General features: G+C 63.6%; 13 protein-coding genes. 6 read left to right on the top strand and 7 right to left on the bottom strand.

Annotation, left to right across the window (positions count from 1 at the left end):
- Window positions 1-215 precede the first annotated feature (215 nt).
- From VWZ81_RS01185 to VWZ81_RS01165, 5 genes are all read left to right on the top strand, one after another.
- Entirely contained in the window at window positions 216-1,169 is a 954-nt protein-coding gene (locus VWZ81_RS01185) for a siderophore ABC transporter substrate-binding protein (protein ID WP_416541833.1), read from the top strand.
- Entirely contained in the window at window positions 1,162-2,157 is a 996-nt protein-coding gene (locus VWZ81_RS01180; protein WP_374015680.1) for an ABC transporter permease, read from the top strand. The genes VWZ81_RS01185 and VWZ81_RS01180 overlap by 8 nt, the downstream gene beginning before the upstream one ends.
- Complete coding sequence (locus VWZ81_RS01175) at window positions 2,150-3,127, top strand: iron chelate uptake ABC transporter family permease subunit (RefSeq protein ID WP_416541832.1); 978 nt, start codon at window positions 2,150-2,152, stop codon at window positions 3,125-3,127. Before VWZ81_RS01180 ends, VWZ81_RS01175 begins: the two co-directional genes overlap by 8 nt.
- Window positions 3,124-3,882: an ABC transporter ATP-binding protein gene (locus VWZ81_RS01170; RefSeq protein ID WP_416541831.1), complete on the top strand. Its 759-nt coding sequence runs from the start codon at window positions 3,124-3,126 to the stop codon at window positions 3,880-3,882. Before VWZ81_RS01175 ends, VWZ81_RS01170 begins: the two co-directional genes overlap by 4 nt.
- A gap of 86 nt (window positions 3,883-3,968) precedes the next feature.
- Window positions 3,969-5,306 carry an NAD(P)/FAD-dependent oxidoreductase gene (locus tag VWZ81_RS01165; RefSeq protein ID WP_416541830.1) on the top strand — a complete coding sequence of 446 codons (1,338 nt, stop codon included), beginning with the start codon at window positions 3,969-3,971 and terminating at the stop codon, window positions 5,304-5,306.
- Window positions 5,307-5,325: 19 nt separating this feature from the next.
- Here the strand turns inward: VWZ81_RS01165 and VWZ81_RS01160 are convergent, their stop codons facing one another.
- From VWZ81_RS01160 to VWZ81_RS01130, 7 genes are all read right to left on the bottom strand, one after another.
- Complete coding sequence (locus VWZ81_RS01160; protein ID WP_416539713.1) at window positions 5,326-6,354, bottom strand: helix-turn-helix domain-containing protein; 1,029 nt, start codon at window positions 6,352-6,354, stop codon at window positions 5,326-5,328.
- 88 nt (window positions 6,355-6,442) lie between these two features.
- Window positions 6,443-9,298, bottom strand: a complete 2,856-nt coding sequence (gene gcvP / locus VWZ81_RS01155) for an aminomethyl-transferring glycine dehydrogenase (RefSeq protein ID WP_416537884.1) — start codon at window positions 9,296-9,298, stop codon at window positions 6,443-6,445.
- A 112-nt stretch (window positions 9,299-9,410) separates the two neighbouring features.
- Window positions 9,411-9,776 carry a glycine cleavage system protein GcvH gene (gcvH, locus tag VWZ81_RS01150; RefSeq protein ID WP_340547750.1) on the bottom strand — a complete coding sequence of 122 codons (366 nt, stop codon included), beginning with the start codon at window positions 9,774-9,776 and terminating at the stop codon, window positions 9,411-9,413.
- Between the two features lie 18 nt (window positions 9,777-9,794).
- On the bottom strand, window positions 9,795-10,892 hold the full coding sequence (gene gcvT, locus VWZ81_RS01145; RefSeq protein WP_340547749.1) for a glycine cleavage system aminomethyltransferase GcvT: 1,098 nt from the start codon (window positions 10,890-10,892) through the stop codon (window positions 9,795-9,797).
- A gap of 78 nt (window positions 10,893-10,970) precedes the next feature.
- Window positions 10,971-12,347: an alanine/glycine:cation symporter family protein gene (locus VWZ81_RS01140; protein WP_340547748.1), complete on the bottom strand. Its 1,377-nt coding sequence runs from the start codon at window positions 12,345-12,347 to the stop codon at window positions 10,971-10,973.
- Window positions 12,348-12,501: 154 nt separating this feature from the next.
- The gene (gene lipA, locus VWZ81_RS01135) at window positions 12,502-13,464 is read right to left on the bottom strand and encodes a lipoyl synthase (protein WP_416541829.1); all 963 of its coding nucleotides are present in this window, start codon (window positions 13,462-13,464) and stop codon (window positions 12,502-12,504) included.
- On the bottom strand, window positions 13,461-13,607 hold the full coding sequence (locus VWZ81_RS01130) for a hypothetical protein (protein ID WP_416541828.1): 147 nt from the start codon (window positions 13,605-13,607) through the stop codon (window positions 13,461-13,463). The genes lipA and VWZ81_RS01130 overlap by 4 nt, the downstream gene beginning before the upstream one ends.
- Window positions 13,608-13,772: 165 nt before the next feature.
- On the opposite strand from VWZ81_RS01130, the gene VWZ81_RS01125 reads away from it, so the two are divergent.
- Window positions 13,773-14,384 carry a helix-turn-helix domain-containing protein gene (locus VWZ81_RS01125; RefSeq protein WP_416535336.1) on the top strand — a complete coding sequence of 204 codons (612 nt, stop codon included), beginning with the start codon at window positions 13,773-13,775 and terminating at the stop codon, window positions 14,382-14,384.
- Window positions 14,385-14,457 lie beyond the last annotated feature (73 nt).

Below are 14,457 nucleotides of genomic sequence, written 5' to 3'. Positions count from 1 at the left end.
TCTCATAGTGAGCATTGCGGCACCTTGCAAGCAGCGGTGGCAAAAAATCTTGCCTTACCTGTCTGCCTGTCTGGCTGATGGTCGGGCCCCCGCAGCGTGCTGTGGACAGACAGCGCAGGCAATGACGTCTGGACTTTTGCCCGGTCCCGGCCTAACAAGCGGGCGATTTTGAGCCAGCCATATCGCCAGCCTTCCTCCATCTGACGGGATTGAACATGGCAAATTGGACGCGATTGCAGCTGACTGCTGCGCTGGTGCTTGGATTGGTCGGCGCTGCTGCCGCCAATGACGACAGGCCGGAGACACCCCTTCTTGACACCGCGCGGGGCGCGCAGGCTGTGCCGTCGCAGCCGCAGGCCCTCGTGGTGCTGGATGTTGCAGCTGCGGATACGCTGGCGGCACTGGATGTGCCGATGGCAGGGCTGCCATCGCGGCTGTATGTCGATTATCTGAACGCCGAGCAGGCGCAGGCGACCCCGGTCGGGACGCTGTTTGAACCGGATTTCGAGGCGATTGCCCTGCTGGGGCCGGATCTGATCATTGCGGGCGGGCGGTCCTCCGCTCAGGTCGATGCGCTGTCGGAGATTGCGCCCACCGTGGACATGACGATCTGGGGCGCGGATCATGTGGATATCGCGCTGTCACGGCTGCGCAGCTATGGCGCGCTGATGGGCCGGAGCGCGCAGGCCGCCACGCTTGAGGCGGCGTTTCTGGCCAAGCTGGAGAGTGCCCGCGCCGCCGTTGCCGACCGGGGGCGCGCGCTGATCGTGATGACCAATGGTCCGAAGGTGACAACCTATGGCCGCGAGTCCCGTTTTGGCTGGATTCACAACGCGCTGAACCTGCCCGAAGCGATGGTCGAGCAACCTGCCGCGGCGGCGGCTGAGGCGGCGGAGGCCGCGCCCCATGGCGAGGCGATTTCCTTTGAATATATCGCTGAGGCGAATCCCGACTGGCTGATCGTCGTGGACCGGGCCAGTGCCATCGGGCAGGACAATCAGGCCGCCGCCGCGACGCTGGACAATCCGCTGGTGACCGGCACTGAGGCCTGGAAGAAAGGTCAGGTCATCTATCTGAACTCCGCCAGCATCTACATCGCAGGCGGTGGCATCCAGTCGATGACCGCGACGCTGGAGGATATCCTGGCCGGGTTTGCGCGCGGTGGCTGAAACCGCGGCGCCAGCCCGCGTGTCGGGCGGATCACCGGCGGGGCGGCTGGGCCTGTGTCTGCTGCTGCTGGCGGGTCTGGCGGTGCTGAGCTGCGCGATTGGCGTCACTCAGGTCTCGCCGCTGGCACTGTTTGACGACCCACGGGCGGCGCAGCTGCTGCTGGTCAGTCGCATACCGCGCACGCTGGCGGTGATCCTGACCGGCGCGACGATGGCGGTTGCCGGGGTGATCATGCAGCTGCTGGTGCGCAACCGATTTGTCGAGCCGGGCACCACCGGCACCAATGAGGCGGCGATGCTGGGGTTGTTGGGCGCAACCCTGCTGGCGCCGGCATGGCCGATCTTTGCCAAGATGCTCTGCGCGGCGGTTGCAGCGCTGCTCGGGACGTTAGTCTTTCTGGCGCTGGCCCGGCGCATTCCACCGCAGCGGCCCCTGCTGGTTCCGCTGGTGGGGCTGGTTTATGGTGGCATCCTTGCGGCCTGCGCCAGCTTCGTCGCGTTTCAGGCCGATCTGCTGCAATATCTGGCGATCTGGATGAGTGGCGAGTTTTCCGGCGTCCTGTCAGGCCGTTACGAGCTGTTGTGGCTGGCGGGCGTCCTTGCCGTGCTGGCCTATCTGGTGGCGGATCAATTCACCATTGCCGGTCTGGGAGAGGTCGCCAGCCGGAGCCTCGGTCTGCGCTACCGGCAGGTGCTGGGCTTTGGCGTGGTGGTGGTGTCGCTGGTGTCGGCGCTGGTGATTGTCACCGTGGGCGTGCTGCCCTTTGTCGGGCTGGTGGTGCCCAATCTGGTGTCCCGGATCATGGGCGACAATCTGCGTGAAAGCCTGCCCGTGGTGGCGGCCACCGGCGCTGGGCTGCTGTTGATCTGTGACATGCTGGGGCGGGTCCTGCGGGCGCCCTACGAGATTCCGGCCGGCACGGTGTTCGGGTTGTTCGGAGCGGCGCTGTTCCTCATCATGCTGCTGCGCCGGGGCGCACATGGCTGACCTGTCCTTCTCATGGATCGACCGGCGCCTGTTGCTGCTGGCGGGGCTGCTGATGGGTGCGGCGGTTGGTTTTGTCGGCTGGGGCCTGCCATGGTCCGAGGGCGTCCCGTCGCGCTACATCCTTGGGCTGCGCATGACGAAGCTGGCCGGGCTGCTCTGCGTCGGGGCTGCGGTCGGGCTGGCCACTGTGCTGTTCCAGACGCTCAGTCAGAACCGGATCCTGACGCCTTCGATCATGGGGTTCGATGCGCTGTTTCTGCTGACCCAATCGGTGCTGGTTGCGGTTTTCGGCCTTGCGGGGATGGTGCAGCTGTCGGGATTTGCCGGGTTTGCGCTGGACACCGCCGTGATGATGGCGGCGGCGCTGCTGTTGTTTACCAGCCTGCTGCGGCGGACCCGGGGGGACATCCAGCTGCTGATCCTTGTTGGCGTGGTGATTGCGGTATTGCTGCGGACGCTGGCCGGGTTTTTGCAGCGGCTGATGGATCCGTCTGCCTTTGCCGTGGTGCAGGGGCGCATGTTTGCACAGTTCGGCAGTATCGACCGGACCGCCCTGCTGGCGGCGCTGGTGGTGATCCTGCCGGTTGCCCTGTGGCTGCTGCGCCGCTCGGCGCTGCTGGATGTCGTGGCCTTGGGACGCGATCAGGCCCGCAGTCTGGGGGTGCGGTATGACCGGCTGCATTTGCAGCTGCTCTGCGTGATTGCGGCGCTGGTTTCGGTCTCTACCGCCCTTGTTGGTCCGCTGGCCTTTCTCGGGCTGCTGGTCACCAGCCTTGCCCATAGCCTGATGCAAAGCCATCGCCACGCACTGCTGCTGCCTGCTTCGGCGCTGATTGCGGCGCTGGTTCTGGTGGCGGGGCAGACCCTGTTCGAGCGGCTTCTGGACCTGCAGTCCAGCCTTGCGATCGTGATCGAATTCTGCGGCGGGCTGCTGTTCATCGTGCTGTTGTTGAAAGGAAAACTGAGATGATCACCGTGGCGGGCCTGTCGTTCACACTGGCCGGAAAGACGATCCTGAACGCGGTTGATGCCAGCCTGCCTGCCGGGAAGATCACCGCGCTGATCGGGCCGAACGGGGCGGGGAAATCGACCCTGCTGAAGCTGATTGCGCAGCAGATGCCTGCAAGTGGCGGCGCGATCACCCTGTCGGGTCGCGATCTGCGCGGGATCAGACCGGATCAGCTGGCGCGGCGGATGGCGGTGGTTGGCCAGCAGCTGGAGGTGGCCAGCCGGGTGCGGGTGCGCGATCTGGTCGGCTTTGGGCGCTGGCCGCATAGTCAGGGGCGGCTGACGGCGCAGGATCACGCCGCGATTGACGCCGCGCTGGCGCAGTTCGGGCTTGACGATCTGACCGACCGGTTTCTGGATGAGCTGTCCGGAGGCCAGCGCCAGCGTGCCTTTATCGCGATGGCCCATGCGCAGGACACCGACTGGCTGCTGCTGGATGAGCCGCTCAACAATCTGGATCTGAACCATGCGCGCAACCTGATGGCGCAGCTGCGCCGTCTCGCCGATACCCGTGGCAAAAGCATCGTGATCGTGCTGCATGACCTCAACTATGCGATCAGCTGGGCCGATCATGTGGTGGCGCTGGCTGGGGGGCGCGTCGCCTTTGCCGGTCCGGTTGCCGAGGTTGCGACGGGCGAGACCCTCAGCGCGCTGTACCAGACGCCGGTGGCGCTGTGCGAGATCGAGGGGCGGCGTATCGCCTGCTATCATGGCTGAGGTCGGACTGTTCGCGTGGGATTGACGGCACCGGGGGGGCTGCGGATAGCTTCTGCGCAGACCCTGACATCTGATGGCACGCCCGAATGAAACGTATCTACGAACCTCTGGCCTATACCGATCGCCCGATCCAGACGCGGTACTGGAACCGGTTTCTGCCCGATCCGGCGCCACGATACGCGCCGCTGCGCGATGAGGTGACGGCGGAATTTGCCGTCATCGGTGGCGGCTATACCGGTCTGTCGGCGGCGCTGACCCTGGCCGAAAACGGCGGCGATGTGGTGTTGCTGGATGCCGAACGGCCCGGCTGGGGGGCCTCGGGGCGCAATGGCGGGCTGGTTTCGGTGGGCAGTGCCAAACTGGCCGATGATGCCATTCTGTGCCGCTATGGCGAACCGGATGCGCGCCGGTTCTTTGATGCCGAACGCGCGGCCGTCGATCTGGTGGAGCAGTATCTGGACCGGTACGCGCTGGAGGTGGATCGCCATTCGCGGGGCTATACCTATGTGGCGCATCGCGCGGACCGTCTGGAGGAGCTCCATGCCTATGGGCAGGAGTACACCCGCCGCTATGATCTGCCGTATGAATTTGTACCAAAGGAAGACATGGCGGCGCAGGGGCTGAACAGCCCGGAGTTCCATGGCGCGGTCCATCTGCCTGTGGGGTTTGCGCTGAACCCGATGAAATTCGTGCTTGGCCTGACCCGCGCGGCAGAGGCGGCGGGGGTGCGGATGTATTCGGACAGTTCCGTCGAGGCGATTGACACGCAGGGTGACGGCTATCTGCTGCGGGTCGCCGGCGGGCAGGTCCGCGCCAGGCGGTTGCTGATTGCCACCAATGGCTATTCTTCGGACGATCTGCCGGGTGCATTCGCGGGCCGCTATCTGCCGGTTCAGTCCAATATCATGGTGACCCGCCCGCTGAGCGAGGCCGAGATTGCCGACCAGGGCTGGTGGAGTGAGCAAATGGTCTGCGACAGCCGCACGCTTTTGCATTATCTGCGCCTGTTGCCGGATCGTCGGCTGTTGCTGGGGCTGCGCGGATCGGTGCGGGTGAGCGAGGAGAATATCGCCGCCACCAAAGCCCGCGCGCGGGCGGATTTTGACCGGATGTTTCCGGCCTGGCGCCATGTGGAGACGGAGTATTTCTGGTCCGGGCTGATCTGTATGACCCGCAATCTCGTGCCCTTTGCCGGGGCGGTGCCGGGGCTGGATAACGCCTGGGCCGCGCTCGGGTATCATGGCAGCGGCGTCTGTATGGCGCCTTATGCCGGGGCGCTGATCGCCGATCAGGCGCTGGGGCGCAGCCGCCTGCCGCATCCCGATCTGATGCAGCGCCCGCTGCGCCGGTTTGAGCTGGGCCGCTGGCGGCGGATGTCACTGCCGCTGGCCTTTGGCTGGTATCGGATCAAGGACCGGATCTGACCGGACCCCGGCAGCGGCATCAGAGCGGCGCGCTATGCGGCTGGTGGATCCGGCTCTGTCGCAGGCTGTCCGGGGCCGGGCCGCGAAAGGCGCTGCGGCGGATCACGTCCGGCGCATGGCCATAGGTTTCGCGGATGTGCTGGCTGAGGCTCTGGTAGCTGCCAAAGCCGGTGGCGACCGCGACCTGACGCAGGGGTATATCGGTCTGGGTCAAGAGCTGATGGGCGCGTTCGATCCGCAAGGACCGGTAAACGCTGAGCGGCGAGCGTTCAAAATGGCGGGTAAAGCGCCGTTGCAGGCAGCGGGTGGAGACATTCAGCATATCGGCCAGTTCGGCCACCGACAGCGGCGTTTCGATATGGTCCTGCATCACGGCGAGGCATTGGGTGATCAGCCCGTCGCCTGCGGATTTCTGTTCTAGGTTCAGCGCAATACGGCTCTTCTTGGGGCGTTTGCCGGTATCAAGACCGAGGTAATGCGCCATGCCATTCGCGGCCAGTCGCCCGCAGTCGGCGGCGATGATATCCAGCAGCATATGCGGGGTGGCAAAACTGCAGATCGCCGAATGCACGGTGCCGGAGGCGGCAGTGGCGGCGCCGTCCTGATCCTGACGCAGGCTGCATTCCCCGGCCGAGGCGAGGAAATTCGGATGGATCGCCAGATGGTGATCGCCGCCGCGCGCCAGCGCATCCAGCAGGAACACCGCACCGCCGACAAAGGCGCTGCGCTCTGACAGGCGCATCACCTGATTGACGCGGGCGCGTTCCTTGGCATTCAGCTGCCAGCGGCTGTAAATATCGCCCAGAAACACCACGAGCGCGCGGGCGCGGCCGGCAACCGGGCCGCTGGCGAGCATATCCAGACCACAGACGCGCACCCGGTATTGCACCCCGTCCAGCAGATCGTTTGCGGCGTCGAACAGGTCGATGATGATCTGGGCGCGGGATCGTGGCGCGCCGTCGGGAAGGACGACATCAATGTGACGCAGGCCACGGCCACCGGTGCGGGCAATCTCGCTATCGCCGTGGGGCCGGGAATGAAGTGTCATCTGTCTGCCTCGCATACGGTGAGCGGGATGGATCGGCATAGGGGTGCCGCCGGTGGGAACCGGCGACACCTTGGGTCTTGGCGTGGATTTATTCCGCCGCCTCTGCGTAATCCTCCATCGGAGGGCAGGTGCAGATCAGGTTGCGGTCGCCATAGGCATTGTCGACGCGGTTCACCGCCGGCCAGTATTTATCCACACCGAGGTTGCCCGGAGGGAAGCAGGCCTGTTCGCGGCTGTAGGGGCGATCCCACTCACCGACCAGATCGCGCACGGTGTGTGGTGCGTGCTTCAGCGGGTTGTTTTCGGCGTCGATCTTGCCGTCGATGATGTCCTGCGCCTCCGACCGGATGGACAGCATGGCATCGCAGAAGCGGTCCAGCTCGTCCTTGGGTTCGGATTCGGTCGGCTCCACCATCAGCGTGCCCGCCACCGGCCAGGACATGGTCGGCGCGTGGAAACCGCTGTCGATCAGGCGCTTGGCCACATCATCCACGGTCACGCCGCCGTCGTCATTCAGCGGACGGGTGTCCAGAATGCACTCATGCGCCACCCGACCGGATTCGGAGGTGTAGAGGATCGGATAGGCATCCTTCAGACGTGCCGCGATGTAGTTGGCGTTGAGGATCGCAACCTTCGTCGCCTGCGTGAGGCCAGCGCCCCCCATCAGCAGCACATAGGCCCAGCTGACCGGCAGGATCGAGGGCGAGCCGAAGGGCGCTGCCGAGACAGGACCCACGGCGGTGCCGTATTCCGGGTGACCCGGCAGGTGTTCGGTCAGATGCGCCTTGACGCCGATCGGACCCATGCCGGGGCCGCCACCGCCATGCGGGATGCAGAAGGTCTTGTGCAGGTTCAGGTGGCTGACGTCGCCGCCAATGTCACCCGGACGGGACAGGCCGACCATCGCGTTCATATTTGCACCGTCGATATAGACCTGACCGCCGTGCTCATGGGTGATCTGGCAGACCTCCTGAACGGTGGTCTCGAACACGCCATGGGTGGAGGGGTAGGTGATCATGCAGGCGGCGAGGTGGTCCGAGTGTTTCTCGGCCTTTTCGCGGAAATCCGCGACGTCGATATTGCCTTTGTCATCCGCCTTGATCGGAACCACCTGATAGCCAACCATCTGCGCGGTGGCCGGATTGGTGCCATGGGCGGAGGTCGGGATCAGGCAGACGTTGCGATGACCCTGACCGTTTGCCGCGTGGTAGTTGCGGATGGTCAGAAGGCCTGCATATTCGCCCTGCGCGCCGGAGTTCGGCTGCTGGGAGATCGCATCATAACCGGTGATCTGGCAGAGCTTGTCGTTCAGATCGGCGATCATCTCATGGTAGCCCTGCGCCTGATCTTCGGGGACGAAGGGGTGCAGGTTGCTGAACTCCGGCCAGGTGACCGGGATCATCTCGATGGTTGCGTTCAGCTTCATGGTGCAGGAGCCAAGCGGGATCATCGCACGGTCCAGCGCCAGATCGCGGTCGGCCAGACGGCGCATGTAGCGGGTGATCTCGGCCTCGGCCCGGTTCTTGTGGAAGATCGGGTGGGTGAGATAGGCGCTCTCGCGCAGCATGGCTTCGGGCAGGCGGTACTGCTTGTTGGAGCTGTCGTCCTTGCGGTCGATGCCAAAGGCACCCCAGACGGCCTCGATGGTTTCGGCGCGGGTCTGTTCGTCGAGCGAGATGCCGACCTTGGTTTCGCCGACGCGGCGCAGGTTGATGCCCCGCTGAACAGCGGCTTCCATGACGGTTTTCTGCAGGTGACCCACCTCAACCGTGATGGTGTCAAAGAAGACTTCCGGTTCGACCTTGAACCCGGCCTGTTCCAGACCAGCGGCCATGCGGGCGGTCTTGCGGTGCACGGATTGCGCAATCGCCTTGATGCCATCGGGGCCGTGGTAGACCGCATACATCGACGCGATCACCGCCAGCAGCGCCTGTGCGGTACAGACGTTGGAATTGGCTTTTTCGCGGCGGATGTGCTGTTCGCGGGTTTGCAGCGACAGGCGATAGGCCTTGTTGCCGCGCGCATCGACGGACACGCCGATGATCCGGCCGGGCATGGAGCGCTTCAGCTTGTCGGTGGTCGCCATATAGGCCGCGTGCGGGCCGCCGTAGCCCATCGGAACGCCGAACCGCTGGGTCGAGCCGATGGCGATATCGGCGCCCATTTCACCGGGGGATTTCAGCAGCGCCAGCGACAGGATATCCGCCGCGACAACCGCAACGCCTTTGTTGTCATGCAGGGCGGCGATCTGGTCGCTGAAATCGGTGACATGGCCATGGGTGCCGGGATACTGGAAGATCGCGCCAAAGACGGCGGCGGCCTCCAGTTCGGAGGGATCGGCGACAACAACGTCGATGCCCAGAGGTTCGGCGCGGGTCTGGATCACGGCGACGGTCTGCGGGTGGCAGTTCTTGTCCACGAAGAAGGCCGCGTTATTCGCCTTGGAGCGCGACCCACGATGGGCCATCGCCATGGCTTCGGCCGCGGCGGTGGCTTCGTCGAGCAACGAGGCATTGGCCACCGGCAGGCCGGTCAGATCGCTGACCATGGTCTGGAAGTTCAGCAGCGCCTCAAGACGACCCTGCGAAATCTCAGGCTGGTAAGGCGTGTAAGCCGTGTACCAGGCGGGGTTTTCCAGGATGTTGCGCAGGATCGGCGCCGGGGTGGTGGTGCCGTGGTAGCCCTGACCGATCAGCGAGGTCAGCACCTTGTTCTTGCCCGCGATCTCTCGCATGTGGAACAGCGCATCGCGTTCGGTCATCGCCGGACCCCAGTCCAGCGCCTCTTTCTGGCGGATGGCGGGGGGCACGGTGGCGTCGATCAGCTCATCGAGGGTGTTGAAACCGATGGTTTTGAGCATATCGGCCATTTCACGCGGGCTGGGCCCGATGTGGCGGCGATTGGCAAAATCATAAGCTTCGTAATCAGTCAGTTTGAAGGCCATGTGGAGCGCTCCTGTTGCGAGGGGTCGCCTGCCGAGGCTGCGGGAGCCTCCGGCGGGGATATTTAGAGCCAGAAGATGCGGCGGAGCCGGTTGCCGGATCCGCCGCGCAGGATCAGCCGATCAGCGCCTTGTAGCCGTCCAGATCCATCAGATCCTCCAGCTGCGAGGTGTCGGAGAGTTTGATCTTGTAGATCCAGGCCGCGCCTTCGGGGTCTTCGTTCAGGGCGCCGGGGTTGTCGGCCAGAGTCTCGTTGATGGCGGTGATCTCGCCATCGAGCGGGGCGTAGATTTCCGACGCGGCCTTCACCGATTCAATGACGCCGATCTCGCCGCCTTTTTCAAATTCCTCGCCGCTGTCCTGCTGCTCGATGAAGACAACTTCACCCAGCTGCTCGGCGGCATGTTTGGTGATGCCGAGCGTGGCGGTGTCGCCCTCGACGGTGATCCATTCGTGATCTTCGGAATAATAGGTGGTCATCTCGGGTACTCCTGGAGCTTAACGTTTGTAGTTCTGGGTGACGAAGGGCAGCGCGGTGATTTCTGCATCATGGGGCTTGCCACGGATGATCAGCTTGACCTGTTCGCCCGGTTTGCCATGCGGCGCGGCGACATAGCCCATGGCGACCGGGCCGCCGACGGTGGGGCCAAAGCAGCCGGAGGTGATTTCACCGATGGTATTGCCGTCGGCGCATTGGATTTCAACGTGCTGACGGGCGGGCGCGCGGCCCGAGGGTTTGATGCCGACCAGTTTCTTCGCGGCCCCCTCGGCCAGCTCTTTCTGGATGCGGGCAGCCCCGGGGAAGCCGCCCTCTTCCTTGCGGCGTTTCTGGATCGCCCAGGCCAGCGAGGCCTCGATCGGGGAGGTCGACTGGTCGATGTCATTGCCATAAAGGCAGAGACCGGCCTCCAGACGCAGGGAGTCGCGCGCGCCCAGACCGGCGGGTTCGCAATCGTCATGGGCCAGGAACAGCCTGGTGATGCGTTCGGCGTCAGCCTCGGGGATGGAAATCTCATAGCCGTCTTCGCCGGTGTACCCGAGGCGGGAAATGCGGCATTCCACGCCGTCGATATCGGCAAGGATGGTTTCCATGAATGTCATCTCGCGGGCGGCGGGGCAAAGGTCGCCCACCACATTTTCGGCTGCCGGGCCCTGAACGGCGACCAGCGCGCGGTCGAAGATCTCGGTCACCTCGACACCGTCGAGATGCGCCTTCATATGGGGGATATCCTGATGGCGCAGGGCGGCGTTCACCACCACGAAGTAATGATCGCCGGCATTGGAGACGATGAGGTCGTCCATGATGCCGCCATCGTCATTGGTGAAGAAGCCATAGCGTGCCTTGCCTTCCTTGAGGGTGGCAAAGGCCTGCGGGCAGAGCGCCTCCAGCTTTTCGCCGACGTTGTCGCCGCGCAGGATCACCTGGCCCATGTGGCTGACATCGAACAGCGCAGCCTTTTCGCGGCACTGTTTGTGCTCTCCCATGATGCCCATGGGGTACTGGACCGGCATTTCCCAGCCGGCAAAATCCACCATCTTGCCGCCGAGGGCGACATGCAGGTCATAGAGCGGGGTACGTTTCGGCGCGTCGGTCATAGCGTCTTGCCCTTGAATTGATGTGGTTGAAAAGCCGGGGCGCGACGCCTGCCGCGCCCCGATGTCGGTTGGTCTTGATTATTCTGCCGCGCCTTTGCTCGGCTCTTCCGTCTGCCCGTTGGAGGCAAAGAACTCTTTCGTCACCTTGAAGACGACCGGGCTTAGCAGGGCGAGGGCGATCAGGTTCGGGATCGCCATCATCGCGTTCAGCGTATCCGCCAGCAGCCAGATGAAGCCCAGATCCGCCGTGGCCCCGAAGTAGATCGCGACGATCCACAGCACACGGTAGCCGATCAGCACCTTGGCACCCAGAAGATAGCCGACGCATTTCTCGCCATAGTAGGACCAGCCCAGAATGGTGGTAAAGGCAAAGATCGACAGCGCGATGGCGATCACATAGCCGCCAAAGCCGGGCAGGGAGGTTTCAAAGGCCAGCGAGGTTAGCGCTGCACCGCTTTCGCCCGAGGTCCAGGCGCCGGAGGCGATGATGGCCAGACCGGTGATGGAACAGACGATGATGGTGTCGATGAAGGTGCCCAGCATGGCGATCAGGCCCTGATTTACCGGACCCTTGGTCTCAGCCGCGGCATGGGCGATCGGGGCGGAGCCAAGACCGGCTTCGTTCGAGAACACGCCACGGGCCACACCAAAGCGGATTGCGGCCCAGACAGCGGCCCCGGCAAAGCCGCCTTCAGCGGCCGAGGGGGTGAACGCATAGGTGAAGACAAGACCCAAGGCATGGCCCAGCTGATCGGCGTTGATGATCAGAACCAGCAGGCCGATGGTGACATAGCTGACCGCCATGAAGGGGACCAGTTTCCCGGCCACCGCACCGATGCGGGTGATGCCGCCAAGGATCACGGCGCCGGTCAGCGCCATCAGCACGATACCGGTGATGGAAGGGTTGAAGCCGAAGTTGGTTTCCAGCACCTGTGCCACACCATTGGCCTGGACACCATTGCCGATGCCGAAGGCGGCGATAGCCCCGAACAGCGCAAAGGCAAAGCCGAGCCAGGCCCAGTTCGCGCCAAGACCGTTCTTGATGTAATACATCGGGCCACCAACATAATTGCCCTGGCTGTCCTGTTCGCGGTATTTTACCGCCAGCACGGCTTCGGAATATTTGGTGGCCATGCCGACCAGTGCGGTCATCCACATCCAGAACAGTGCGCCGGGGCCGCCGAGGAACACGGCGGTGGCAACGCCGGCGATATTGCCGGTGCCGATGGTGGCCGACAGCGCGGTCATCAGCGCGTTAAACGGGGTGATCTGGCCCTCGCCATCTCCGGCCTCGCGGCCCTTGAACAGCAGGGCAAAGCCGGTGCCGATACGCAGGATGGGCATCAGCTTCAGCCCGATCTGCAAGAACAGGCCAACGCCGAGAATGAGGACCAGCATCAGCGGTCCCCAGACGATCCCGTTGATATAGCCCACAATCGAATTCAAAACTTCCATAATTTTCCTCCCTTTGGGTGGTGGTCCTTGGCCTATGAGTGCCTGTCCCGGCCTTTGCTGCGGTTCGCGACCGATGACAAGTCGATTTCCCGGTTCTGCCCCTCCTGCCGCGACCCACCAGTCGCGGGGCAATCCCGGTCCGAGGGGTGGTCCGTTAGCCGGCACCCTCCGCAAGGCTGTCGCCAAGCTGCCTGTTGCGGGCTTCCTTGAGCGCCGCAAAATCCTCATCCGCGTGAAAGGAAGAGCGGGTCAGAGGTGTCGCCGAGACACCAAGGAACCCTTTGCTTCGGGCCATGCGTTCGATCTGCTCAAACTCCTCCGGGGTGACGAAGCGATCAATCGGATGGTGTTTCGGGGTGGGCTGAAGATACTGTCCCACGGTCAGGAAATCGACGTCCGCAGCGCGCAGATCATCCATCACCTGACGCAGGTCTTCCAGGGTTTCTCCCATGCCGACCATCAGGCCGGATTTGGTAAAGACCTGTGGATTGGCGCGTTTGGCGTCATCCAGCAGCCGCAGCGAGCTGTAATACCGCGCACCGGGGCGGACACGGGGGTAGAGATGTGGGACGGTTTCCAGATTGTGGTTGAACACATCCGGGGCCGCGTCAAAGACGATCTTTGCGGCATCACCCTTGCCCAGAAAATCCGGGGTCAGCACCTCAATCGTGGTGCCGGGGGTCTGGTGGCGCACGGCGCGGATGGTCTGGGCGATATGCGCCGCGCCGCCGTCCTCCAGATCATCGCGATCAACGCTGGTGATCACGACATGGCGCAGCGCCAGTTTCTTGACCGCCTGTGCCACCCGACCGGGCTCAAAGGCGTCCAGCGCATCGGGGCGACCGGTCGAGACATTGCAGAAGGAACAGCCGCGGGTGCAGATCTCGCCCATGATCATCATGGTGGCATGACGTTTGGACCAGCATTCGCCGATATTGGGGCAGGCGGCCTCTTCGCAGACGGTGGTCAGATTGTGATCCCGCATCAGGCGGCGGGTCTCGAAATACTCGGCGCTCTCGATTTTCTTGCGGCGGATCCACTTCGGTTTGCGCGGGATCTCGCTATCGGCCTTTTTCGATTTTTCCGGGTGGCGGAGCCGGGGCATGGGGACGTTCATCCTACGGCCTCCTTACGCTTGCCGACAAAGGCACCTTCGGGACCGGTCTTGGCGATAGCAGGCATCGAGGTTGAAAAGCGTTTGTCCACCGCGACATAGCCCGCAGGGCCGCTACCGATAACGATCCGATCATAAAGGCTCATCTCTGCCCCTCACTATTGTCTGTCAGGGGAAAACAGCCCCTAACTCTCCCGTGTGTTTCCTTTAAGAAACTTTTCCACGATAAGCAACGATTGCTTTTACATAGAAACTTTGACCTATCACCGGGGGAAGGGTAAACATTGGGAAACTCAGGAGATTGCACGCCCATGGAACCCATCAACGCGGAAGACGGCGCCCCCGCGACGGAGTTTGCCGAGGCTCCCGATGGTGATGCGCTGGGGAAAATGATTCGCGAATCCCGCAAGGAGAAGGGGCTGACGCTGGAGGAAGCGGCGCGGGCCGCGAACATCGGCCGCTCCACCCTGTCGAAGATCGAGAACAACCAGACCCGCCCCAGTTTCGAGATCATCCGCCGCCTGATGCAGACGCTGGATTTGCAGACGCCGCAGCTGTTTGTGCAATCCGCCAAGAGCGATATCTCCGGGCGGCGCGACTACACCCGCAAGGGCGCGGGAGAGCATCAGGAAACCCAGACCTACGACCACGAACTGGTGTGCACCGAGCTGACCAGCAAGCGGATGCTGCCCTATATCAGCCGCATCAAGGCGCGTGACGTGTCGGAGTTCGAAAGCTGGATTCGCCACAGTGGCGAGGAGTTCATGTTCGTGATCAGCGGTGAACTGGTTCTTTACACCGAACATTACCGCCCGCTGCCGATGAAGGCCGGCGATACGGTCTATTACGACAGCGGCATGGGCCATTGCTGCGTTTCGACCAGTGAAGAGGACGCGCAGGTGCTCTGGGTCTCGCTGAACTGATCCGAACTCAGCGGCGCCCCCGGCGATATGCAATCTGCGCCGCCCGGATATTGGCCGGGGCGGCGCAGATCGG

Source organism: Phaeobacter sp. JH20_34 (genome assembly GCF_048056095.1).
Classification (GTDB): Bacteria; Pseudomonadota; Alphaproteobacteria; order Rhodobacterales; family Rhodobacteraceae; genus Phaeobacter; species Phaeobacter bryozoorum.
This window is presented reverse-complemented; position numbering and strand designations above follow the sequence as displayed.